Raw genomic sequence first — 21,914 nt, forward strand, 5'->3', positions numbered from 1 at the left:
GTGGGCCGGCCCGCGGCATCGACCTCGCCGGACCGAACCCGGTACCGAACTGCTGGGCCGAACCCGGCCGAACCGAGGGGTCGAACCAGGCCGAACGGCTGGGTCGAACCCGGCCGACCTCCCGGGCCGAACCCGCGGACCGGTCAACCGACCTCGGCCAGCCGGCGGGCGGCCGGTGCGATCAGGCGGTCGACCCAGCCGGGCAGGTCGCCGTCCGGCGAGCGGAGGATGACGGTGTCGATGCCCAGGTCCGCGTAGGGGGCCAGGGTCTTGGCGACACCGTCCGGGTCGTCGGGCAGCTCGCCCAGGTGCACCACCGTCTTGCGGATCGCGTCGTAGTCCCGGCCCAGGTCGTCGCAGTGCCCGCGCAGCACGTCGAGCTTGTGCGGCACGTCGGCGGGTGACCCGATGAGCAGGTTGCAGGCGTCGGCGTAGCGGGCGGCCAGCCGGAGGGTCTTCCGCTCGCCGTTGCCGCCGATCATGACCTCCGGGTGCGGCGCGCTCAACGGCGCGGGCACGCACCGGGTCTCGGCGAGGCGGTAGTGCCTGCCTTCGAACGGCCCGTTGTCCTGCGGGTTCCACATCTGCAAACAGATCCGCAGCGCTTCCTCCAGCCGTTCGAACCGTTCGCCCAGCGGCGGGAACGGCACGCCCAGGCCGTGGTGCTCGCGGTCGTACCAGGCGGCGCCCAAACCCAGCGTCGCGCGACCGCCCGACAGCACGTCCAGCGTGGTGACGATCTTCGCCAGCAGGCCGGGGTGGCGGTAGGTGACGCCGGTGACGAGCGCGCCCAGCCGCACGGTCGACGTGTTCGCCGCCAGGAACCCCAGCGTCGCGTACGCCTCCAGCATCGGGTCTTCCGCGCCGCCGTTGTGCTCCATCTGGAAGTAGTGGTCCATGACCGACAGCCACCCGAGCCCGGCCTCCTCGGCCGCCCGGCACGTCGCGGCCAGCTCGGGACCCAGCCGTGCCGCGCCCTGGTTGAACCGGTTGATGTGCAGCCCCAGTCGCACGTCGCGCTCCGTTCTCCACCCGCTATCGACGGTGGCGACGCTAGTGGCTGGAGCGCGCTCCAGGTCAATCCGCGATCAGCACGACTTTGCCGGTGACCGTGCCGGACTCGGCGAGCCGGACCGCGTCGGCGACCCGTTCCAGCGGCACGCGCGCGGCCACCTGGGGGCGCAGGGAGCCGTCGGCGAGCAGGGCGAACACCGCGCCCAGGTCACGGGCCAGCCGGGCGCGGAACTTCGCCGCGTCACGCCTGCCCGCCCAGATGTTGAAGAACGTCGCGGTGCGCCCGTTGGGCAGGGCGTTCCACCACAGCAGGCGGGCGAACAGCTTCAGCACGGGCAGCCGGGACGAGCCCTTCCGGTCCCGGGTGGACGCGGTGCCGTACGCGACGAGGGTGCCGCGCGGCGCGAGCAGGCGGTAGGAGTCCACGATGCCGGGGCCGCCGACGTGGTCGAACACCGCGTCCACGCCACCCGGCGCCAGCTCGCGGACCGCGCCGGGCAGGTCGGGGGAGCGGTAGTCGAGCGGGGTGGCGCCCAGCGCGCGGACGGCGTCGTGGTGGCGGGGTGACGCGGTGCCGATGACGCGCGCGCCGGCGAGCCGGGCCAACTGCACGAGGGTCGAGCCGACGCCGCCGTTCGCGCCGTGCACCAGCACGGTCTGGCCCGCGGTGACCTTCGCGACGCCGTGCAGCATCTGCCAGGCGGTGAGGCCGTTGACGACGACCGTCTCCGCGTCGGCCGGGTCGACGCCGACGGGCACCGGCACCAGGTCCGCCGCGTCGACGAGCGCGTGGCTGGCCCACCCGCCGATCTTGGTCAGCGCCGCGAACCGGCCGCCGACCAGGGTCGGGTCGACGTCGGGCCCGACCTCGGCGACGGTGCCGACCAGGTCGTAGCCGGGCACGAACGGGAACGCCGGCTGGTCGTAGTACTTGGCCCGGCGCATCTGCTGCTCGGCGAACGACACGCCGGTCGCCTCGACCCGCACGAGCGCCTGGCCCCGTGCGGGGACGGGCCGGCTGCGGCGGCGCAGCTCGAAGCCCTCGGGCTCGACCACGCCCGGCAGCACGACCTCCAGGACCTGCTCGGTGGACTGCTGGCTCATCGCTTCCTCCAAAGTGTGAGTGGTCAATCACTCACGACCCAGTGAACGCGGAGCCGTTCCGCCTGTCAAGGCAAGAGTGGTTGGTCACTCACAACGGTCAGGACGGGTAGGCGTGCGCCTCGGTGGCCTTGACCGCGGCCCACAGCTCGTCACCGGGCCGCAGCCGCAGGTCGGCGACGGTCGCGGTGGTCACGTCGGCCAGCACCGGCGGCACGCCGTCCAGCCGCACGCGGGTCGTGTGCGCGTGCTGTTCGATCCCGGCCACGGTGACGCGCCACGCGTTGCGCGGGCTGCCCGCCGGGTGCTCGGGGTGCAGGCTGACCGCGTTGGGCGGGAACACCACGTGCACCGGCCCGGTCGCCGGTGCCGCCACGGTGAGGGTGCCGCCGCCGTCCAACGACACCGCGGTGCCGTGCCCGGTGCCCCGGTAGAGGTTGAGGCCGACCAGGTCGGCGACGTAGTCGGTGCGCGGGCGGCGGGCCACCTCGGTCGGCGGGCCCTCCTGCACGACCTCGCCGTGCTCCAGCACCACCAGCCGGTCGGCCAGCACCATCGCGTCCAGCGGGTCGTGCGTGACGAGCAGCGTGTGGCCCGGGTAGTCGCGCAGGTGGCGGCCGAGTTCGGCGCGCACGTGCAGCCGGGTGGCGGCGTCCAGCGCGGCCAGCGGCTCGTCCAGCAGCAGCAGCTCGGGGCCCGTGGCCAGGGCACGGGCCAGTGCCACGCGTTGTGCCTGGCCCCCGGACAACGTGCGCGGCCTGGCCTTCGCGTGCGCCGCCAGCCCGACCCGGTCCAGCCACCGCGCCGCCTCGGCCCGCGCCGCCGCCCGCCCGACACCGCGCGCACGCAGCCCGAAGGCGACGTTCTCCAGCGCGGACAGGTGCGCGAACAGCAGGTAGTCCTGGAACACCACGCCGATCGGGCGCCGTTCGGCGGGCCGGAACACGTCCGGTGGCGCGTCCCACATCCGCTCGCCCAGCCGGATGTGCCCGCCGGTCAACGGCAGCAGCCCCGCCAGGGCGCGCAGCGCGGTGCTCTTGCCCGCGCCGTTGGGACCGAGCAGCGCCACCACCTCGCCCGGTTGCACCACCAGCTCCGCGCCCAACCGGAACGCGCCGCGGGTCACCCGCAGGTCGGCGTGCAGCGTCACGACGGCCCGCTGATCCACCGGTCGCGCAACGCGGCCAGCACCCCCACCGACACCAGCAGCAGCACCACGCTCAGCACGATCGCCGCGTCCGGATCGGTCTCCAGCGCCAGGTACACGGCCAACGGCATGGTCGTCGTCTCTCCCGGGAAGTTGCCCGCGAACGTGATGGTGGCCCCGAACTCGCCCAACGCCCGCGCCCAGCACAGCACCGTGCCCGCCACCACGCCCGGCAGGATCGACGGCAGCGTGACCCGCCGGAACGCCAGCCAGCGCGACGCGCCCAACGTCGCGGCGGCCTCCTCGTATCGCGGGTCCGCCGCGCGCAACGCGCCCTCCACCGAGATGACCAGGAACGGCATCGCCACGAACGCCTCCGCCAGCACCACGCCCGCGGTGGTGAACGGCAGCGAGACGCCGAACCACGCGTCGAGGTACTGCCCGACGAGCCCGCGCCTGCCGAGCACGAACAGCAGCGCCACGCCGCCCACCACCGGCGGCAGCACCAGCGGCACCGTCACCAACGCCCGCAGCACGCCCCGTCCCGGCACGTCGCCGCGCGCCAGCAGCCACGCCAGCGGCACGCCCAGCACCAGGCACACCACCGTCGCCAGGCTCGCGCACACCAACGACAACCGCAGCGCCTCGCCGACCGACGGGCTGAGCAACCGTGTCGGCAGCGTGCCCCACGGCGCCCGGACCAGCAGGCCGACCAGCGGCACGAGCAGGAACGCGAGCCCCACCACGGCCGGCACCACCAGCGCCACCGGCAGCCGGCCCCCGGTGCGGCGTCGGGTCGTCGTCACGGCGCGTCGAACCCGGCCTCGGCGAGCACCGCCCGACCCCGGTCGGACCGCACGAAGTCGACGAACGCCCGTGCGCCCGCCGCGTTGCGGGCCTTGGCCAGCGGTGCGATCGGGTAGTCGTTGACCGCGCGGTCGGCCTCGGGGAAGGCGAGGCCCTCGACCCGGCCGGCCGCGGACCGCACGTCCGTCCGGTACACCAGCCCGGCGTCGACCTCACCGAGCCGCACCTTGGTCAGCACCGCCTTGACGTCCTGTTCCAGGGTGTCCGGCCGGGGCGTCACCCCGGCGGCCTCGAACGCCCGCTTCGCCGCCGCTCCGCAGGGCACCTGCTCCGCGCACAACGCGATCCGGGCGTCGGCGTGGGCGAAGTCGGCGAGCCCGGTGATCCCGGCCGGGTTGCCCGCCGGCACCGCGATCTCCAGCCGGTTGCGCGCGAACGTCACGGGCTCGGCGGCCGTCCCTCCGCCGTCGACCACCTGCTCCATGTTCGCGGGCGAGGCCGAGGCGAACACGTCCGCCGGTGCGCCCTGCCCGATCTGCTGCGCCAACCCGGAGCTGCCGCCGAAGTTGACCACGACGTCCACCCCCGGGTTGGCCGACTCGAACTCCTCGCCGAGCCGGGTGAACGTCTCGGTCAGCGACGCCGCCGCGAACACCGTGACCTGCCCGCCGGTCGTGGGCTCGGCCGTGCCGCAGCCGGCCACCACCACCAACGCCACCAGCGCCAGGGCCCGCATCACGCCTCCGGGATCTCGACCACGACGTGCGTGGACTTGATGGACGCCACCGCGACGCTGCCGATCTCGAGGCCCAGCTCGTCGGCCGAGTCGCGGCTCATCAGCGACACCACCCGGAACGGCCCGGCCTGCAACTCGACCTGCGCCATCACGCCGTCCTTGACCACGCGCGTGACGATGCCGCGCATCCGGTTGCGCGCCGACGCGGCCACCGTCACGCCCGGCTCGGGTGCCTCGGCCAGGCGTTGGGCGAACTCGGCCAGCTCCCGCCCGTCGACGCCCTTGCGGCCGCTGTCGAGCTGCACCTCGGCCAGCCGGCCCTGGTCGATCCACCGGCGCACGGTGTCGTCGCTCACCCCGAGCAGGGCTGCGGCGTCACTGATTCGCAGATTCGGCACATCGGGCAGTGTAACGCCGCACTTGCGGAGTGCGGTGATCTTGGTTTCCCGTCGTGGCCGCCGGGTACGCCAAGCACAACCGTTGATCGGAGGACCGCCATGGCGAGCTCGACCGACCGCGTCGGCACCCGCCGCCGTCCCGTGCAGGCGCTCGCGCTGTTCGTCGGAGCGGTGTTCCTGCTGGTGGGTGTGCTCGGGTTCGTGCCGGGCGTGACCGCCGCCCTCGACGGCATCCGCTTCGCCGGGCCCCACTCGGAGGCGATGCTGTTCGGCGTGTTCCAGGTGTCGGTGCTGCACAACGCGCTGCACCTGCTGCTGGGCGTGGCCGGGATCCTCGCCGCGTCCTCCGCGGGCGCGGCACGGCTGTTCCTGGGCGCGGGAGGTTTCCTCTACCTGCTGCTGTGGGTCTACGGCTCGGTGGTGCACTCGATCGACCACGAAGGTGGCCCGGCGAACTTCGCCCCGTTCAACCCGGCCGACAACCTGCTGCACCTCGGGCTCGGAGCCGGCATGATCATCTTGGCCGTGCTCGCCACGGTCTTCGAACGCGCCCAGGGCCGGTACCCCGGCCGTGAACAGCGCGGCGCGTGACCGCCCGGCTGACCGCGGCGCGGACCGCGTCGCGTAAGTTCACCCAGGGAGGCGCTTGACTGGGAGGGCGTTAGATGGCGAGTTCCGGACAACGGCGGCATTTCGGGCGCGTGGACCCGTTCTGCCTGTTCATGGTCCTGCCGCTGCTGCTGATCGCGGGCATCCTGGTCTGGGGCGGCCTGGCCTGGGTGGGCGTCGTCGTCATCGTCTGCACCGCCCTGCTGGTGGTGATCGACTCGTGGACCAACCGGCCCCTGCCGTTCGACGTGCCCGAGGACGACGACTACGACTACGACCCGCCGCAGACCGGCCGCCGCGCCTACTGACGCCCCACGCCGCCGCTAGGCCCCGCCCCGGACCACCAGACCGGACTCGTAGGCGAACACCACGAGCTGGGCCCGGTCGCGGGCGCGCAGCTTCGTCATCGCGCGGTTGACGTGGGTCTTCGCGGTCAGCGGGCTGATCACCATGCGGTCGGCGACCTCGTCGTTGGACAGGCCGCGCGCGACCAGCGCCACGGCCTCCCGCTCGCGGTTCGTCAGCTCCTCCAGCCCCGGGCCGCCGGGGGTGGCGAGCGGCTGGGCGACGAACCGGTCGATCAGCCTGCGGGTGATCGACGGCGCGAGCAGGGCGTCCCCGCGCGCGGCCACGCGGACCGCGTGCAGGAAGTCCTCCGGCTCGATGTCCTTGACGAGGAAGCCGGCCGCGCCGGCGCGCAGCGCGTGGAAGACGTACTCGTCCAGGCCGTAGTTGGTCAGGATGACGACGTGCACCGACGCCAGGGCCGGGTCGGCGGCGATGAGCCGGGTCGTCTCGATGCCGTCCATGACCGGCATCTGCACGTCGACCAGCGCGATGTCGGGCAGGTGCTGCCGGACCAGCTCGACGCCCCGCCTGCCGTCGGCGGCCTCCGCCACCACCTCGATGTCGTCCTCGATGTCCAGCAGCGCGCGGAAGCCGCTGCGGATGAGCGGCTGGTCGTCCACCAGCACGACGCGGATCACGACCTCGGCTCCACGGGCAGTTCGGCGTGGACGGTGAAGCCGCCCTCGCGGCGTGGGGCCGCCCGCAGCCGGCCGCCGAGCGCGGTGGCCCGCTCGCGCATCCCGAGCAGCCCGACACCGGGCGCGGGCTCGTGCCCCGGTGCGGCCCGGCCGTCGTCGTCGACCCGGATGACCAGCGCGTCGGGCCGGTAGTCGATCCGGACCGACGCGGTCGCGGCGGCGGCGTGCCGGGTGACGTTCGTGAGCGACTCCTGGACGATCCGGTAGGCGGCGCGCTCGACGGCGGCCGGCACGCCGGTCGGGCGCCCTTCGACGGTCAGCTTCGCGTCGAGGCCCGTCGTGCGCGCCCGTTGGACGAGCTCCGGGACGTCGTCGAGCCCGTAAGGCGGGTTCCCGCCGTCCGGGTGCACGTGGTCGCGCAGCGCTTCCAGGGTCGCGCGCAGCTCCCGGGCCGCCTCGCGACCGGCGTCGCGGATGGCCAGCAGGGCCTCCGGCACCTGCTCACCCCGCCTGCCGGCCAGGTGGACCGCGACCTCGGCCTGCACCTTGATGACCGAGATCTGGTGGGTGAGCGAGTCGTGCAGCTCGCGCGCGATGTGCAGCCGCTCCTCGTCGGCCCGCCGCCGCGCGGTCTCCTCGCGGGTGCGCTCGGCTTCGTCCGCCCGGCGCTCGGCCTGCCGCAGCGCTTCCCCCGCGGCGGCCGCGGCGATCAGCCAGGCCAGTTCGAGCACGCCCCGGGCCTGGGCGAACGCCTCACCCGTGGACCCGCCCGGCGAGGACACCATCACCGCGACCGGCAGCGCTGCCAGCACGGCCACGGACCCGAACGCCACCACGACGCGGTGCCCGGCGCGCACGGCGGTGTAGACCGCGACCAGGTAGGCCACGGCGGGCGCGTCGAAACCCAGGGCCTGGGACCCGACCACGCACAACCCGGTGCCGGCCAGGACGACGACCGGAGCACGGCGGCGCAGCCCCAGCGCCAGGCCGCCCGCGACCAGCAGCACGTACCCGACCACAGCGGGACCGGCCTCCGGGCGCTGCTCCGAAAGCCCGGTGACCAGGAGGATCGCGGCAACTCCGACGGCGATCACCCAGTCACCGACCGCGGCCCGAAGACCCGACCGTCCGGTGCTCATGCGGGCACCCTAACCGGGCGTCCGCGCGGGCGAGTCCTGCGTGCGGACGATCAACCGACTACCGCGCCCGCAGTACTCGAAGGTCCGGTGCCGCGGTCGCGGCAGCGCGAAGTGACCACAGTGGAACGACGACCGGGAGCGGTCCGCCGGACATGATCACCGCACGTCCCGTCGCCCGAACCCGAGGAGAACCCCATGTCCGTCCTGTTCACGCTCGCCGCGTCGGCGGCCGACCAAGTCTGCGCGAGCCCGGGGGAGTGCGCGAACCAGGGTGTCGACAACTTCGCCGGCACCCCCCGGCGCGTCTGGGCGAGCATCGCCGCACTGGTGTCGCTGCTCAGCGTGGTCGTCGGCCGGCTCGCGCGGTCCCGTGCCAACAGGGGTGTCGGCAACGGCGGGCGGCGCGCCGCGCTCGTGGCCCTGGTCGCCGGGCTGATCGGCGCGGTCAACGGCGCGGTGAACCTGGCCGTCGCGGACGCAGGCCCCGGCAGCGGCAACGGTGTGGTCGGCGGCGCGGCCGCCCTGGTGCTCGGTGTGGTCGGCGTCGTCCTCGGCCGGCTGGTCCTGGTCCGCGCGCGCCGCGCCGAACCGGTCGGCTGACCCGGCGTCAGTCGCGGGGGAAGGTCTCGGCGAGCGCGTCGTCCACCGACCCCGGGCGGGCCGGCGTGACGAACAGCTCCCGCAGCAGCAGGGCGCCCGCGTGTGCAGGGTCGATCCCGGACTGCCTGCCCGTCAGCCGCTGCACGAGCCCGGTCAGCCGCAACGCCACCCGCACCACCGCGCCGGGCAGCGCCCGCACCGGGCGGGGGTGACCGGCGGCGGTGGCGATGCGGCCGATCATGTCCGGCCACGTCAGGTTCTCGAGCGCCACCGGGATGTCCTCGCCGGACGCGCGTTCCAGCGCGTCGACCGTTTCCTGCGCCACGTGCGCGGCCGTCGTGGCGGCGCTGCCACCGGGCGGCGCGAGCAGCGGCGACCGCGACCGGACCCACCGGTCCAGCGCGCCCGACCAGTTCGGCAGCCGGTCGCCCGCCCGGCCGAACACGAACGGCAGCTCCAGCACGGCGACCGGCAGGTCGGGCCCGGCCGCCGCCCGGCCCGCCCGCGCCTGCTCGACCCGGCTGCGGATGTACGGGTGGCGTTCGGCCAGGCCCCACTCGGGGTGCAGGCGGTGGAAGTGGGTGTAGTACGACCCGATCACCGCGGCCCGGGTCAGCCCTTCCTCGCGGGCGGCCGTGAGCAGCCGCACGACCGGCGCGACGTTGCCCCGGTGGAACACGGGGTACGCGGGCTTGCGCGGCACCTCCCGGTCGTCCGCGCCGGCGGCGAACACCACGCCGTCGTGCCCCGCGAGCAACGCCCGGAACGCGGCCTCGGTCGCCGTGGTCGCGTCGACCGCGTGGTCGACCCCGTCCCGCGCGGTCCGCGCGACCGCCGTCACCCCGTGCCCCCGCGCCCGCAGCCGCCCGACGACGTGCTGCCCGACCAACCCGCTCGCACCCACCACCAGGAACCTCACCCGGCGATCATGCCCTGCCCGTCACGCGTAGGTGTAGCTGCCGCGGTGGTCCAGGGTGGAGCTCGCGGTGACGCCGAACGGCTCCAGCACCTCGTCGACGTCCACGACGTTCGCCACGCCGCCGCCCGGCAGGTAGCGGTCGGCGCCGTAGCCCCACCGGTTCTGCCAGGCCGACCAGAGCCGGTCGATGTTGCAGTGGTGCAGGAAGAACACCGGGTCGTTCGGCGAGTCGACCTGCGCCATGTGCCCGCCGATCCAGTTGTGCACGCGCCCGTGCAGGCCCGGGGACAGGCCGCCCTCCATGCGGTTGCGCATCCCGCTGCCGGACGAGGAGCCCCACGGCGAGACGTCGTAGGTCGACACGCCCAGGACGGTGTCGACGTCGGAGCCGGTGGGCAGCGAGCCGCGCAACGTCATCGCCCGCCGCAGCGAGGTCGAGGACGTGGCGCTGACGTTGATGCGCCACCTCGTGGAGCCGGCGAACGGGCCGCTGAGCACCGGGCCGTTGCCGTCCGCGCCGTTGCCGCCCATGAAGTCCGAGGTGAACGGCGCGCCGGTGGTCGAGCGGTTGGCCGTCCAGTTCCAGTAGGGCAGGTCCACGGCCGGGTTGATCGCCTTCAGGGCGTTCTCCAGCAACAGCAGGTACTGGCGGTGCCACGGCAGGAACGACGGCGACATGTGCGCGTAGTTGTGGCCGTTGACGGCGTTGAAGTAGGTCATGTGGGTGCGCACGAACCAGTCGTAGTTGCGACCGCTCGACTGCGCCTTGAGCGCCTTCACCGCCGCCACGAAGTTCGACTTCTCGGTGGCCGTCAGCACGGCCACGCTCTTACGGGTGCCCATGGGCTCGTGTCCTTTCGGGGCGGTCGAGCACGCCGGTCACGGGTGCGAGTGGTCGGCGTCGGCGGTCAGCTCCTGGTCGCCGAGCTGGTCCACGGCGAGCCTCGCGAGCTTCTTCAGGCCGTCGCGGTGCTCGCCCTCGTCCAGCGGGACGGGGTCGAAGTGGTTGAGCGTGCTGAGCACCGCGGTGTAGGTCGCGGCCGAGTCCGGTGCGACGGGCAGCTCGATCTGCACGACCCCGAGCTTCTTGCCGTTGATGTGGATCTTGTGCTTGCCCTTGTCCTTGTCGTGCTCGCCCTTGATCTTCTTGCCCTTGTAGGTCTCCTCGAAGTCGCGGGGGTCGGCGAGGAGGGCGGCCCGGTTCGGGCCCGCGAGCGCGCTGGACGAGGCGAAACCGGCCGCGCCGACGACGATCAAGGCGGCGGTCGCGGTGTGGCGGAACACGTCGCGGCGGGAGATGTCGTTCATGGGAGTCCTTCGACGGCGTCGGGTTCTTCGAGGCCCCCCAACGGCGTCGTGGCTCACCGTGCCTCATGCCGAGAGTGAGTCCGTGCGCCTGTCGCGACAACGGCGCTCACCCGTTCGTGTGAGGCATGCACCCGTGTGGGTGGGGTCGAAATCCCCTGGGGCGCACGCCGTGTCGGTCAGGCGGCGCGCAGCGTGAGCAGCGAGATCTCACTTGGCGCGAACACGCGCAGCGGCGGGCCCCAGAAGCCCGCGCCCCGGCTCGTGTAGAGCCGGGTGCGCTCGCCGTGGCGGCTCAGGCCGGCCAGCACCGGCTGCTGCAAGCGCACCAGCAGGTGGAACGGCCAGATCTGACCGCCGTGCGTGTGCCCGGACAGCTGCAGGTCGACACCGGCCGCGACCGCCTTGCCGATCTCGCTCGGCTGGTGGGCCAGCAGCACCACCGGGTCGTCGGCGCGCGTGCCCGCGAGCGCCGCGGCGACGTCCGCGCCGTGCCCGGCCTCGCCCGAGTGGGCACCCGTGACGTCGTCCACGCCCGCGAACACCAGCCGGGCGTCACCGCGCGCCAGCACCCGGTGCTGGTTGTGCAGGCTCGTCCAGCCCAGCTCGGTCAGGTGGTCCAGCCACGCCTGGGCGTTGGAGAGGTACTCGTGGTTGCCCGACACGTAGAACCGGTGCCGCGCCCGGACGTCCGCCAGCGGTGCGGCCTGGCCCCGGCGCTGCTCGACCGTGCCGTCGGCGATGTCGCCCACGTGCACGACGACGTCCGGGTCGAGCGCGTTGACCGCCGCCACCGTCGCCGCGGACCACTTCGTGCGGTCGATCGCGCCGTAGTGGGTGTCGGCGAGCACCGCGATGGTCAGCCCGTCGAACGCCCGGTCCAGCCGGGGGAGCACCACGTCGGTGCGCTTGACCCGCGGCACCCGGCGAGCCTCCCGGATGCCGTGCGCGACCAGCCCCAGGCCGACGACGAGCAGGACGACCGCGACCAGCCGGGCCCGCACCGGGTTCTCCACCCCCGCGACCGCCAGCACGAGCCGCAGCACGTGCGTGATCACGGCCCACGAGAAGAACACCCACGCCACGCCCAGCGCCAGGTGCGCGAGCCGTGACGCCCGGTCGGAGTGGCGGCGGCCGTGCGCGCGGACCAGCAGCAGCGGGAACGCCACCGACGTGACGACGAAGAACGCCGTGCCGAGGGCTTGCACCGGCCACGGCCACCGGGCTCCCGGCGCGAGCAACCCCGTCCAGGGCACCCAGAACAACAACGCGGTCACCGTGAGCAACACCGCCGCGAAGATCACGCGTCGCCGCGCGGACGGGCGGGGCGGCGCGGTCGTCGTGCTCGACATCGGATCTCCTCGGCTTACGGACCAGCGGGCTCTTATCGACGGTAGACCGCCGTGCGGCCGGTGTCCAAGTTTGGCCCCCGGCCGCGGGGAAAACCTGGTCACATGGCTGACGAGCACGAACCCGAGATCGACACGACCGACGCCTTCCGGGTCGAGACGCCGGAGGAGGACCAGCGCCTGGCCGAGTCCCAGCGCAAGATCGACGAGGCCAAGGTGGTGGCCGCCGACCTGGCCAAGACCACCCCGGACCCGCTGCCCGACAGCGAGCCGCCGAAGGAGTCGACGCCGGGGTCGTGACCCAGGGGTGGTGCGGTCCATAGTGGACTCACCCGAATGGCGGTTGAGAACGTGAACACCGATATGGATAGTTCGATCTTCCGCGTGGTGTTCAGTCGTCCGCCGCTTGACTTGGGGGTAACCGGGCGTGGCTCGTCCAACCCGCACCGTGGTGGACGACCCGCTCTCGTCGCCCGGTCAGGCCGGGCTGCGCCGGACCAGGAAGCTCGCCGAGGTCTACGCCTGGCTCAGCGCCGTCGCGTTCACCCTGCAACTGTTCTTCGTCGGCACCGGGCCCGCCCGCTTCGCGCTCGCCCTGCTGGTGCCGCTGGTGCTCGCGTCGTGGTGGCTGAGCCCCACGCGGGACAGTTGGCTGATCGCGATGGTCGAGTGCGTGGTCGCCCACGGCGCGGCGTTCGTGCTGCCCACCCCGCAACCGGTGATCGCGTTCCTGTTCGCGGTGACCCTGCGCCGCGCCCTGCGGGGCGACAACGAGCCGTTCCCCGTCCGGGCGGTGCCCGCGCTGCTGGGCTACCTGAGCGGGTGCGCGGTGTGGATCGCGGTCACGCCGGCCGCGGTGACCGGGCCCCTGGTCATGGCGATCCTCATGCCGCTGGTCGGGCTGGGCGTCGGCGCGATGGCGCTGCACGAGACCACCCGCTCGGCACGGCTGGTGGAGGACGCGCACCGCACCGTGGAGACCGTGGTGCGGGCCAGCCCGGTCGGGCTCGTGCTGGTCGACGCCGACGGCGCGCCCCGGCTGCACAACGACCGGGCCCGCGAGCTGCTGGCGTGGGCCGCGGCGCGACCGGGACGGGTGCCGTGCCCGCACGGCCCGGACATCACCGCCTGCGTGCGCGGCTGCCGTTCGGCCCAGGAGGCGGTCGAGGTGCGCGTCACGCGGCCGGACGGCTCCACCGGCGTGCTCGCGGTGCACGCCGTGCCGGTCGAGCACGTCTCCGAGCAGCACACCGTGATCACCGCGGTGGACGTGAGCAAGCGCCGCGAGCTGGAGGACGAGCTGCGCACCCGGGCCGAGCGGGACGAGCTGACCGGGCTCGCCGGGCGCACCCACTTCCTGCACCTGGTGGACGACGCGCTGCTGGCCGGGGAGGACGTGGGCCTGCTGGTGATCGACCTCGACGGGTTCAAGGAGGTCAACGACGCCGAGGGGCACGAGGCGGGTGACTGGTACCTGGTGTCGGCGGCCGAGCGGATCAGCCGGGCCGTCGGACCCGTGGCCACCGCGGCGCGGCTGGGCGGCGACGAGTTCGCCGTGCTCGCGCCCGGTCACGACGTGCGCGAGTCGGCGCGGCTGGCCACCCGCATCCTGTCGGAGCTGGCGCGGCCGTTGACCGGGCTGGGGCACGAGACGGTGATCCGGGCCAGCGTCGGCATCGCGGTGTCCGCGCCGGGCATCGGGACGGCGGACCTGCTGCGTGACGCGGACACCGCCATGTACGTGGCCAAGCGCGAGGGCGGTGGGCGGATCCGGCTGTTCCGGCCGGAGATGGGGGAGCAGGTGCTGGCCCGCCAGCGCGACAAGGCCGACCTGCGCACCGCCGTGTCCGACGGGCAGTTGGTGCTGCACTACCAGCCGATCGTGGACCTGGCGACGTCGGCGGCGGCGGGCGCGGAGGCGTTGGTGCGGTGGCAGCGGCCGGGGCACGGGCTGCTCGGGCCCGGTGAGTTCATCGGGCTGGCGGAGGAGACCGGGCTGATCGTGCCGCTGGGCAACAAGGTGCTGGCGGGCGCGTGCGAGCAGGCCATGCGGTGGCTCCAGCAGGGCCGTTCGCTGGGCGTGACGGTGAACGTGTCGACCCGGCAACTGTCCGCGCCCGCGTTCCTGCCGTCGTTGGACCGGGTGCTCAAGACCACCGGGCTGCCGCCGGAGCGGTTGACGATCGAGGTGACCGAGTCGGTGTGGGCCGACGGCGCGGCCATGCGCGGGCTGATGGAGGTGCGGGAGACCGGGGTGCGGGTCGCGTTGGACGACTTCGGCACCGGCTACTCGTCGTTGAGCTACCTGCAGCGCTACCCGTTCGACGTGGTCAAGATCGACCGCTCGTTCACCGGCGCGCTGTCCGACACCGGCCGCACGGCGGGCGTCGTGCGCTGCATCATCGACCTGGCCGAGGTCCTGGGCGCGCACACCGTGGCCGAGGGCATCGAAACCCAGGCCCAGGCCGACTGGCTCCGCAACGCCGGCTGCGCCTACGCCCAGGGCTACCTCTTCGGCCGCCCCGACCTGGCCGAGAACTGGGACACCCAGCCGTCCGTCCCGTGACCGCCGCGTTCCGACGCCGAGCCCCGGCGCGGCGGCGCTGATCGTCCGTGGACGGCGGCCGGTAGCGTCAGGTGGTGTGGATCTACTGCCGTTCGACGAGTACGCGGCCTCGCTGAACCGCAAGCGCACCTCCGCCGGTGTCCTCTTCCGGGACGAGGCGGGCCGCGTCCTGCTGGTCGAGACCTCGTACAAGCCGAACTGGGAGATCCCCGGCGGGTCCGTGGACGCCGGGGAGGCGCCATGGCGAGCGGCTGTGCGCGAAGTCGCGGAGGAGCTCGGCATCGACCGCCCGCTCGGGCGGCTCCTCGTGATCGACCACATCCCCGCCGACGGACCGATGCCCGAAGGGCTGGCGTTCATCTTCGACGGCGGCCTGATCACCGACGAAGAGGTGAACGCCGTCGAACTCACCGACCCCGAAATCCGCTCGGTCGGCCTCTACCCGCTGGACGCTGCGCGTGACCTGGTGAAACCGCTCCTCGCCCGTCGGCTCCAAGCGGCCCTCGACGCGGTTGGCGCGGGTGAGCCGGCACTCTGCGAATCGGGCGACGCCGTCATCCGCACCAGGCTCGGCTGATCGGGCAGGGGCCACCTGATCGACTCACGTCAGGTTCGCGACCAGCCACCAGTAGGGCAGGCCGCCGACGACCAGGCCGAGTGCGCTGCCCGCGACGACCTGGGCCGTCGTGTGGTCACCCAGTTCGACGCGCGACCACGCGACCAGCACGACCGCACCCGCGACCAGCGCGAGCCACGGTCCGTAGGTGATGGTGAGGATCACCGCCGACCCGGCGGCGACGCCGGCGTGCATGGAGATCTTCCACCCCCGGACGCCGCCGACCGGCAGGGCGAACGTGATGGCGATGCTCACGACCAGCGAGGCGAACATGGCCAGCGCGAGGGCGATCATCTGCCGGGGTGCGCCGCCGAGGACGAGGATGGCGATCCCGCAGCCGAGGGAGCCGACGCAGGCGATGAACGGGATGAGCCGGCCTTCGCGGTTGGTCACGTGGTGGCTGTCCCACCTGCCCCGCCGTGCGCCCCGGATGATGACGATCATCGGGATGACCGAGCCGGTGATGCCGACGATCAGCCCCCACAGCAACGCGCCGCCCACCGTCCCGTCGGCGTGCCAGGCGATCACCGGAGGCAGGCCGAGCACCCACACCCACGGTGCGAGCACTTCCGTCGCCAAACGCGCCACCCGTCGCGCGACGGTGGGGCTGGTCGTGTCACTCGTCATGCCGTTCCCCGCACTTCCTATCGCGAGAGTCCTACGTCCGCGCCGCGTGAGTCCTACGTTCACGACCCCCGAGTTGAACGCTCACGAACGCCCGAACGTAGAACTCAGTGGTCCTGGACGTAGGACTCACGCGACGTGAACGTAGGACTCTCGGGTCAGGGGAGGTCGGCCAGGGTGTTCCAGAACAGCAGCTCGTAGGAGTGCAGGAGGCGGGCGGCGGGCAGCGCGGCGGTCGGAGTCCAGTCGGTGGCCAGGACGTCGGTCAGGGCGCGCAGGCCCAGGGCGTCCAGCTCGGGGGCCGGTTCGGCGAAGAAGTCGAAGAACGCACAGCCTTCGTCGTCGAAACCGTAGTGCTCGCGCAGCGCGGCGGCGATCGTCGCGCAATAGCCGCCCCATTCCGCGAAGTTCGCCAGAATCGCGAGGAGTGCGTCGTGCGGATTGCCGTCCAACGCCAGCCTGGCCACGTACGAGGGATATGCCTGGCACCCCGGCAACGGCCGGTACGCGGCCACGTCATCCGGGGTCAGGCCGCACGCGGACGCGAAATCGGACAGTTTGGCCAACGCCAACCCCTCGCCGCCCGCGACGGTCGCGAAGAACTCGCGCTGCGCCGGCACGGGGGACTGCGCGGCCAACGTGAGGAACGCTCGCCAATCGCTCTGCACGATGCGGTGCTCCTCGGCCGCCAGCGCCTTCAACACCTCCGTCGACGCCTCGCCCGAGGCGATCAGCGGCACCAGCCGGTTCGTCGCGCCGTCGGACTTGAGCTCCGCGCGCACCCGCTCCAACAGGGCCTTCGCGTCCTTCGCCATCGTTCCCCCTCGTCCGGGCGCCGCACGTCACCGGCGACGGCGGCATGACCAATACGCACTCTATAGAGCCGCCCAACCCCGCACGGATGGGCATGCGGGCCGGCGGCGCGGATGAAGACTCGGCAACAGGGATTGACGCGGACAGCCCTTTCCGGTCTCATGGCTCCGCCTTGTCGAACGTCAGCGTTGCCTCAGTGGGGAGTGCCGGGATTGCGCGTCGCCGGAGTCACGTCGGTCGAAAAGCCCGGAATCCCGATCGGAAAACAGCATCAGGTGTGGATGGGTTACCTGGCTTTCGGCCTGTTATCGGTCGGGCTCTACTACGTGCTGCCCGTCCTCGGCGGCACGATCCCGCTGCGGGTGGTCGTCTACTGCGCGGTCAGCACGTCCGCCGCGCTCGCCGTCTGGTGGGGCGTGCGCCGCAACCGGCCCGAGCCGCGCGCGCCGTGGATCGTGCTCGGCCTGAGCCAGCTCGTGTACGCGTTGGCCGACACCGCGTTCTACATGGCGCACTACGTCCTGCACGACCCGAGCTACCCGTCCGTCGCCGACGCGCTCTACCTGGGCCACTACCCGCTGGTCGTGGTGGGCCTGCTGATGCTCATCCGCCAGCGCCGCTCCGACCGCGACCTGCCCAGCCTGCTCGACGCGGTCTCGCTGACCGTGGTCGCGGGCCTGCTGTCGTGGGTGTTCGTGATCGGCCCGCAGACCCGCCTGGGCACGCCGCTGCTGGTCGAGATGGTGTCGTTGGCCTACCCGTTGATGGACCTGGTGCTGCTGCTGGTGTCGCTGCGGCTGCTGTTCGGCGCGGGACGGCGTGACGGGTCGTTCGCGCTGCTCGTGCTGTGGCTGGCCGCGATCCTCACCGCCGACACCGTGTACGTGTTGCAGCGCCTGGACCTCAGCTACGAGGCGGGCAACTTCCTGGACGCGATCTGGCTGACCGGCAACCTGGCGCTCGGCGCGTGCGCGCTGCACCCGTCGATGGGTCGGATGGCGCAGCCGGTGGACGTGCCCGCGCTGCGGTTGAGCTGGCCTCGGCTCGCGATCCTGTCCACGGGCGCGTTGATCGGCCCGTTGCTTCTTCTCGTGCAGCACGCCCAGGGTGTGCGCCGGGACGTGCCGGTGATCGCGGCGGGCTGCGCGGTGCTGTTCGCGTTGACCGCGACGCGGCTCGCGGGCCTGGCCGTGGACCAGCGCCGGCTCGCCATCACCGACAGCCTGACCCGGCTGCGCAGCCGCCGCTACTTCGAAGCACGCCTGGCCGACGAGGTCGCCCGGGCCCGGCGCACCGGCAGCCCGCTGGGCGTGGTGATCCTCGACGTCGACCGGTTCAAGTCGATCAACGACCGGTTCGGGCACCCGGCGGGCGACCGGGTGCTGGTCGAGGTGGCCTCCCGGCTGCGCGTGATCGCCGGGCCGGGCGGGGTGCTCGCCCGGTACGGCGGCGAGGAGTTCGCGCTGATCGCGACCGGCGCGGACGCCGAGAACCTGACCCGGCTCGCGGAACGGCTGCGGCACGGCGTCTCCCACCATCCGATCGCCGTGAGCGGTCGCCGATCGGTGACGGTTACGCTCTCCGCCGGCACCGCCGCGTTCGCGCCGCACTACGGCACGGCGTCCGCGTTGGTGTCGGCGGCTGACCGCGCGCTGTACCTGGCCAAGGATCTGGGTCGGGACCGGGCGGTCGCCGGTGGCACATCGCTCACCGAGCACCGGGAGGACGTCGCGGTGGACTACCTGAACCAGGTCGCGGACCTGGTCGACCTGCGCGTGGCCAGTCCCGGGCGCAGTCTGGCCATCGCCGAGTGGGCGCGGACCGTCGCCGATCACCTCAAGCGCGACCCGGCCGAGATCCACAACGCCCACCGCGCGGGACGGCTGCTCGACGTCGGCATGATCGTGCTGCCCGACGACCTGCTCACCGAGTCGGGCCCGCTCACCGACCAGCAGTGGCACCTGCTGCACGAGCACCCCGACAGCGGCGCGCGCATGGTGAGCGTGCTGCCCGACCACGGCGAGGTGGCAGAGGTCATCCGCCAGCACCACGAGCGGTGGGACGGCGCGGGCTACCCGAACGGCCTGACCCGCGACTCCATCCGGATCGAGGCGCGGATCCTGTCCGTGTGCGACGCGTGGGCGGCGATGCGCGCCGACCGGCCGCACCGGCGCGCCCTGACGCACGAGCAGGCGGTGCGCGAGCTGCGGGCCGGCCGCGGCGCGCGGTTCGACCCGGACCTGGTGGACGTGTTCCTGGCGTTGCTGGAGCGGGGTGTGGTGGGCGACCTGAGCGCCGCGCCCGGTTCCGGCTCGGCGGCCGCGCGCGAGGACAGCCGCCTATCCTGACGCCATGTCGCGCCGGGCCCTGATCACGATGACCGCCGACGAGGTGCGCGCGTTCCTGGAGGAGCAGCGCGTGGTCACCGTGGCCACGCTCGGCCCGAACGGCAGGCCGCACCTCGTGCCGCTGTGGTTCGTGGTGGAGGACGGCGAGCTGCTCGGCTGGACCTACCGGGCGTCGCAGAAGGTGGCCAACCTGCGCCGCAAGCCCGAGGCCACGGTGCAGTCGGAGGCGGGGGAGACCTACGACCAGCTCCGCGGCGTCACGATGGAGTGCGACGTGCGGCTGGTGGAGGAGCACGCCGAGGTCGCGCGCATCGGCGCGGCGGTGGCGGCCCGGTACTCCGGTCACAGCGGTCCGGAGCTGGACGCGTTCGTGGCCGCGCAGGCCGCCAAGCGGGTCGGGCTGCGGTTCGCGCCGACCTCGGTGGTGTCGTGGGACCACCGCAAGCTCAGCGGGACGTACTGAGCGCCCTTCGCTGTCGGTCGACCAGTGCAAGTTTCCGCAAAGCCACCGCACGTGGCTGTTTCGCCGACTCTGAAACCCAGGCAGTCGAGTTTTTGCGTGTTTCAGTAGACATCTTGCGGGCGCACGGTCGGCCGCCCTATGGTGTGCGCCACGCCACACCCCTGTGACTTCCCTGCCCGTGGTGTCGAGGTCCCGTCCAACGAAGGGCTGAACCCATGCGAGTCAACCCCACCCTCCGGCGTCCCCTGGCGCTCGGCGCGGCGGCGGTGGCCACGTCCCTGCTGGCCGCGGTGACGGTCGCCGTCGCGCCGAGCGGGGTCGCCGCCCAGGCCGCCGCGGTGGCCACGTCGCCGTTCGACATCCCCGGCCGCGGCGCGGACGTGCCGTTCGTCGAGCACGAGGCCGAGTCCGCCGCCACCAACGGCACGAAGATCGGCCCCGGCCGTCGCCAGGGCACGCTGGAGGGCGAGGCGTCCGGCCGCCGCGCCGTGACGCTGACCGGCCAGGGCCGCTACGTCGAGTTCACCCTCACCGAGCCCGCGAACTCGATCGACCTCCGGTACAGCATCCCGGACGGCAACGGCGGCGCGGGCATCACCGCGCCCCTGTCCCTCTACCTCGACGGCACGAAGACCGGCAGCCTCACGCTCACGTCGAAGTACGCGTGGCGCTACGGCGGCTACCCCTACGCCAACGACCCGAACCAGGGCAAGCCGCACCACCTCTACGACTCCACCCGCGCCCTGTTCCCCCGCACGCTCGGCGCCGGCGCGAAGGTGCGGCTCCAGGTCGACGCGGGCGACACCGCGCCGTCCTACACGATCGACCTGGCCGACTTCGAGCTCGTCGCCCCACCTGCCACCCGGCCCGCGAACTCCGTCTCCGTCACCGAGCACGGCGCCACGCCGAACGACGGCACGAACGACAACGCCGCCTTCGACGCCGCGGTCGCCGCCGCCAGGGCGTCCGGCCGCGAGGTGTGGATCCCGGCCGGCCGGTTCACCGTCACCAAGCACATCACCGTCGACCAGGTCACCGTCCGCGGCGCGGGCCACTGGCACAGCGTCGTGGCGGGTGACCGGGTCGGCTTCTACGGCCTGGGCGAGCCGTCCAGCTGCGGGCAGGGCGGCAACTCCGGCGTCAGCACGCGCGTCGGCCTGCACGACTTCGCGATCATCGGCGAGGTCACCAACCGGGTCGACTGCGACCAGACCAACGCCATCGGCGGCGCGCTGGGCGGCGGTTCGGTGATCTCCGGCATGTTCCTCCAGCACACCAAGGTCGGCATGTGGCTGGACGGCCCGTTCAGCGGCCTGACCATCCGGAACAACAAGGTGGTCGACCAGCTCGCCGACGGCATGAACCTGCACCGCGGCATCAGCGACGTGCTGATCGAGCACAACCTGTTCCGCAACATCAGCGACGACGGCATCGCGTTCTGGTCCGAGCAGCAGGCCGACCACGGCAACACCATCCGCCGCAACACCGTGGTCGTGCCGATGAAGGCCAACGGCATCGCGATCTACGGCGGCCGGGACAACGTGGCCACGGAGAACGTCGTGGCCGACACCCAGGACCAGGGCGGCGGCATCCACGTCGGCAACCGCTTCTCCTCGGTGCCCCTGTCCGGCACGACCACCCTGTCGCGCAACACCACCCTGCGCGCGGGCGTGCTGGACTCCAACTGGCAGTTCGGCGTGGGCGCGCTGTGGTTCGACGCCCGCGACGGCGCGATGACCGGCCGGATCGACGTCACCGACACCGACCTGGTCGACAGCAACTACGAGGCCATCCAGTTCATCAGCGGCACGATCACCAACGTCCACTTCGACGGCGTGCGGATCACCGGCGCGGGCACGTTCGGCATCCAGCTCCAGTCGCCGGGCTCGGCGTCGTTCACCAACGTCACCGCCACCGGCCTGGGCCGGGCCGGTGTCTACAGCTGCCTGGGCGACAACGCGTTCCAGATCACCAGGGGCGCGGGCAACTCCGGCTGGGACGGCCCGGCGTACTGCGGCCCGTGGCCGGACCCGATCTACACCGATCCGACCGCGCCGCCGACGACGACCACGACCACGACCACGACGACCGTCCCGTCCGGTGGCAACCTGGCCAGGGGCAGGGCGGTCAACGCGTCCACCGCGAACGGCGGCTTCCCGGCCTCGCACGCCGTGGACGGTGACGCGAACACCTACTGGGAGAGCGCGAGCAACCAGTTCCCGCAGTCGCTCACCGTCGACCTGGGCCGGTCGGAGAACGTCGGCCGCCTGGTGCTGAAGCTCCCGCCGGCCGCCGCGTGGGCTGCCCGCACGCAGACGTTGGGCGTGTCCGGCAGCGCGGACGGCGTGAACTACAGCCAGGTGGTGGCGTCGAC

At 73.0% G+C, this 21,914-nt stretch carries 23 protein-coding genes; 9 read left to right on the forward strand and 14 right to left on the reverse strand.

Annotated features, from left to right (window positions below; all coding sequences use genetic code 11):
* Window positions 1-143: 143 nt before the first annotated feature.
* The 6 genes from LZG04_RS40825 to LZG04_RS40850 all read right to left on the reverse strand — a co-directional run bounded on the left by LZG04_RS40825 (window position 144) and on the right by LZG04_RS40850 (window position 5,203).
* Window positions 144-1,013 (reverse strand): LLM class F420-dependent oxidoreductase, encoded by an 870-nt coding sequence (locus LZG04_RS40825; RefSeq protein WP_374202994.1) that lies wholly within the window; start codon window positions 1,011-1,013, stop codon window positions 144-146.
* A gap of 64 nt (window positions 1,014-1,077) precedes the next feature.
* On the reverse strand, window positions 1,078-2,118 hold the full coding sequence (locus LZG04_RS40830) for a medium chain dehydrogenase/reductase family protein (protein ID WP_233827329.1): 1,041 nt from the start codon (window positions 2,116-2,118) through the stop codon (window positions 1,078-1,080).
* A gap of 97 nt (window positions 2,119-2,215) precedes the next feature.
* The gene (locus tag LZG04_RS40835; RefSeq protein ID WP_233827330.1) at window positions 2,216-3,265 is read right to left on the reverse strand and encodes an ABC transporter ATP-binding protein; all 1,050 of its coding nucleotides are present in this window, start codon (window positions 3,263-3,265) and stop codon (window positions 2,216-2,218) included.
* Window positions 3,262-4,068 (reverse strand): molybdate ABC transporter permease subunit, encoded by an 807-nt coding sequence (gene modB, locus LZG04_RS40840; RefSeq protein WP_233827331.1) that lies wholly within the window; start codon window positions 4,066-4,068, stop codon window positions 3,262-3,264. The genes LZG04_RS40835 and modB overlap by 4 nt, the downstream gene beginning before the upstream one ends.
* On the reverse strand, window positions 4,065-4,805 hold the full coding sequence (gene modA, locus LZG04_RS40845; protein ID WP_233827332.1) for a molybdate ABC transporter substrate-binding protein: 741 nt from the start codon (window positions 4,803-4,805) through the stop codon (window positions 4,065-4,067). The genes modB and modA overlap by 4 nt, the downstream gene beginning before the upstream one ends.
* Window positions 4,805-5,203: a molybdopterin-binding protein gene (locus LZG04_RS40850; RefSeq protein ID WP_233827333.1), complete on the reverse strand. Its 399-nt coding sequence runs from the start codon at window positions 5,201-5,203 to the stop codon at window positions 4,805-4,807. The genes modA and LZG04_RS40850 overlap by 1 nt, the downstream gene beginning before the upstream one ends.
* A 99-nt stretch (window positions 5,204-5,302) precedes the next feature.
* On the opposite strand from LZG04_RS40850, the gene LZG04_RS40855 reads away from it, so the two are divergent.
* Together LZG04_RS40855 and LZG04_RS40860 are read left to right on the forward strand one after the other, a co-directional pair.
* Complete coding sequence (locus LZG04_RS40855) at window positions 5,303-5,794, forward strand: DUF4383 domain-containing protein (RefSeq protein ID WP_233827334.1); 492 nt, start codon at window positions 5,303-5,305, stop codon at window positions 5,792-5,794.
* A 74-nt stretch (window positions 5,795-5,868) separates the two neighbouring features.
* Complete coding sequence (locus LZG04_RS40860; protein ID WP_233827335.1) at window positions 5,869-6,120, forward strand: hypothetical protein; 252 nt, start codon at window positions 5,869-5,871, stop codon at window positions 6,118-6,120.
* Between the two features lie 15 nt (window positions 6,121-6,135).
* Here the strand turns inward: LZG04_RS40860 and LZG04_RS40865 are convergent, their stop codons facing one another.
* Window positions 6,136-6,798, reverse strand: a complete 663-nt coding sequence (locus LZG04_RS40865) for a response regulator transcription factor (protein ID WP_233827336.1) — start codon at window positions 6,796-6,798, stop codon at window positions 6,136-6,138.
* Window positions 6,795-7,937, reverse strand: a complete 1,143-nt coding sequence (locus LZG04_RS40870; protein ID WP_233827337.1) for a sensor histidine kinase — start codon at window positions 7,935-7,937, stop codon at window positions 6,795-6,797. Before LZG04_RS40870 ends, LZG04_RS40865 begins: the two co-directional genes overlap by 4 nt.
* 195 nt (window positions 7,938-8,132) lie before the next feature.
* Between LZG04_RS40870 and LZG04_RS40875 the strand changes: the two genes are divergently transcribed.
* Window positions 8,133-8,537, forward strand: coding sequence for a DUF6223 family protein (locus tag LZG04_RS40875; RefSeq protein ID WP_233827338.1), 405 nt, complete (start codon window positions 8,133-8,135; stop codon window positions 8,535-8,537).
* 7 nt (window positions 8,538-8,544) lie between these two features.
* Here LZG04_RS40875 and LZG04_RS40880 read toward each other — a convergent pair whose 3' ends face one another.
* The 4 genes from LZG04_RS40880 to LZG04_RS40895 all read right to left on the reverse strand — a co-directional run bounded on the left by LZG04_RS40880 (window position 8,545) and on the right by LZG04_RS40895 (window position 12,113).
* Window positions 8,545-9,456 carry an NAD(P)H-binding protein gene (locus LZG04_RS40880; protein WP_233827339.1) on the reverse strand — a complete coding sequence of 304 codons (912 nt, stop codon included), beginning with the start codon at window positions 9,454-9,456 and terminating at the stop codon, window positions 8,545-8,547.
* 21 nt (window positions 9,457-9,477) lie between these two features.
* Complete coding sequence (locus LZG04_RS40885; protein WP_233827340.1) at window positions 9,478-10,299, reverse strand: tyrosinase family protein; 822 nt, start codon at window positions 10,297-10,299, stop codon at window positions 9,478-9,480.
* 36 nt (window positions 10,300-10,335) lie between these two features.
* Window positions 10,336-10,764, reverse strand: coding sequence for a tyrosinase cofactor (locus tag LZG04_RS40890; protein ID WP_233827341.1), 429 nt, complete (start codon window positions 10,762-10,764; stop codon window positions 10,336-10,338).
* Between the two features lie 176 nt (window positions 10,765-10,940).
* Window positions 10,941-12,113, reverse strand: coding sequence for a metallophosphoesterase (locus LZG04_RS40895; RefSeq protein ID WP_233827342.1), 1,173 nt, complete (start codon window positions 12,111-12,113; stop codon window positions 10,941-10,943).
* Between the two features lie 102 nt (window positions 12,114-12,215).
* On the opposite strand from LZG04_RS40895, the gene LZG04_RS40900 reads away from it, so the two are divergent.
* The 3 genes from LZG04_RS40900 to LZG04_RS40910 all read left to right on the forward strand — a co-directional run bounded on the left by LZG04_RS40900 (window position 12,216) and on the right by LZG04_RS40910 (window position 15,253).
* Window positions 12,216-12,410: a hypothetical protein gene (locus LZG04_RS40900; RefSeq protein ID WP_233827343.1), complete on the forward strand. Its 195-nt coding sequence runs from the start codon at window positions 12,216-12,218 to the stop codon at window positions 12,408-12,410.
* A 127-nt stretch (window positions 12,411-12,537) separates the two neighbouring features.
* The gene (locus LZG04_RS40905; RefSeq protein WP_233827344.1) at window positions 12,538-14,676 is read left to right on the forward strand and encodes an EAL domain-containing protein; all 2,139 of its coding nucleotides are present in this window, start codon (window positions 12,538-12,540) and stop codon (window positions 14,674-14,676) included.
* A gap of 76 nt (window positions 14,677-14,752) precedes the next feature.
* Complete coding sequence (locus LZG04_RS40910) at window positions 14,753-15,253, forward strand: NUDIX hydrolase (RefSeq protein ID WP_233827345.1); 501 nt, start codon at window positions 14,753-14,755, stop codon at window positions 15,251-15,253.
* 24 nt (window positions 15,254-15,277) lie between these two features.
* On the opposite strand, the gene LZG04_RS40915 is transcribed toward LZG04_RS40910, so the two are convergent.
* Entirely contained in the window at window positions 15,278-15,919 is a 642-nt protein-coding gene (locus tag LZG04_RS40915; RefSeq protein WP_233827346.1) for a phosphatase PAP2 family protein, read from the reverse strand.
* Between the two features lie 155 nt (window positions 15,920-16,074).
* Window positions 16,075-16,731 carry a transcriptional regulator gene (locus LZG04_RS40920; protein WP_233827347.1) on the reverse strand — a complete coding sequence of 219 codons (657 nt, stop codon included), beginning with the start codon at window positions 16,729-16,731 and terminating at the stop codon, window positions 16,075-16,077.
* 279 nt (window positions 16,732-17,010) lie between these two features.
* On the opposite strand from LZG04_RS40920, the gene LZG04_RS40925 reads away from it, so the two are divergent.
* The 3 genes from LZG04_RS40925 to LZG04_RS40935 all read left to right on the forward strand — a co-directional run.
* Window positions 17,011-19,077, forward strand: a complete 2,067-nt coding sequence (locus tag LZG04_RS40925) for a diguanylate cyclase (protein WP_233827348.1) — start codon at window positions 17,011-17,013, stop codon at window positions 19,075-19,077.
* Between the two features lie 4 nt (window positions 19,078-19,081).
* Complete coding sequence (locus LZG04_RS40930) at window positions 19,082-19,540, forward strand: TIGR03618 family F420-dependent PPOX class oxidoreductase (protein ID WP_233827349.1); 459 nt, start codon at window positions 19,082-19,084, stop codon at window positions 19,538-19,540.
* A 215-nt stretch (window positions 19,541-19,755) separates the two neighbouring features.
* Window positions 19,756-21,914, forward strand: a 2,159-nt coding sequence (locus LZG04_RS40935) for a discoidin domain-containing protein (RefSeq protein WP_233827350.1), incomplete at its 3' end; no start/stop codon positions are given.

Origin of the sequence: Saccharothrix sp. S26 (assembly GCF_021390395.1) — a bacterium.
Taxonomy (GTDB): Bacteria; Actinomycetota; Actinomycetes; order Mycobacteriales; family Pseudonocardiaceae; genus Actinosynnema.

Excerpts from the sequence above, each read along its gene's own strand:
- LZG04_RS40830 (WP_233827329.1), bottom strand. The coding sequence starts at position 2,118 with ATGAGCCAGCAGTCCACCGAGCAGGTCCTGGAGGTCGTGCTGCCGGGC.
- modA (WP_233827332.1), bottom strand. The coding sequence starts at position 4,805 with ATGCGGGCCCTGGCGCTGGTGGCGTTGGTGGTGGTGGCCGGCTGCGGC.
- LZG04_RS40855 (WP_233827334.1), top strand. The coding sequence starts at position 5,303 with ATGGCGAGCTCGACCGACCGCGTCGGCACCCGCCGCCGTCCCGTGCAG.
- LZG04_RS40860 (WP_233827335.1), top strand. The coding sequence starts at position 5,869 with ATGGCGAGTTCCGGACAACGGCGGCATTTCGGGCGCGTGGACCCGTTC.
- LZG04_RS40870 (WP_233827337.1), bottom strand. The coding sequence starts at position 7,937 with ATGAGCACCGGACGGTCGGGTCTTCGGGCCGCGGTCGGTGACTGGGTG.
- LZG04_RS40875 (WP_233827338.1), top strand. The coding sequence starts at position 8,133 with ATGTCCGTCCTGTTCACGCTCGCCGCGTCGGCGGCCGACCAAGTCTGC.
- LZG04_RS40885 (WP_233827340.1), bottom strand. The coding sequence starts at position 10,299 with ATGGGCACCCGTAAGAGCGTGGCCGTGCTGACGGCCACCGAGAAGTCG.
- LZG04_RS40890 (WP_233827341.1), bottom strand. The coding sequence starts at position 10,764 with ATGAACGACATCTCCCGCCGCGACGTGTTCCGCCACACCGCGACCGCC.
- LZG04_RS40895 (WP_233827342.1), bottom strand. The coding sequence starts at position 12,113 with ATGTCGAGCACGACGACCGCGCCGCCCCGCCCGTCCGCGCGGCGACGC.
- LZG04_RS40900 (WP_233827343.1), top strand. The coding sequence starts at position 12,216 with ATGGCTGACGAGCACGAACCCGAGATCGACACGACCGACGCCTTCCGG.
- LZG04_RS40915 (WP_233827346.1), bottom strand. The coding sequence starts at position 15,919 with ATGACGAGTGACACGACCAGCCCCACCGTCGCGCGACGGGTGGCGCGT.
- LZG04_RS40920 (WP_233827347.1), bottom strand. The coding sequence starts at position 16,731 with ATGGCGAAGGACGCGAAGGCCCTGTTGGAGCGGGTGCGCGCGGAGCTC.
- LZG04_RS40925 (WP_233827348.1), top strand. The coding sequence starts at position 17,011 with ATGGGTTACCTGGCTTTCGGCCTGTTATCGGTCGGGCTCTACTACGTG.
- LZG04_RS40930 (WP_233827349.1), top strand. The coding sequence starts at position 19,082 with ATGTCGCGCCGGGCCCTGATCACGATGACCGCCGACGAGGTGCGCGCG.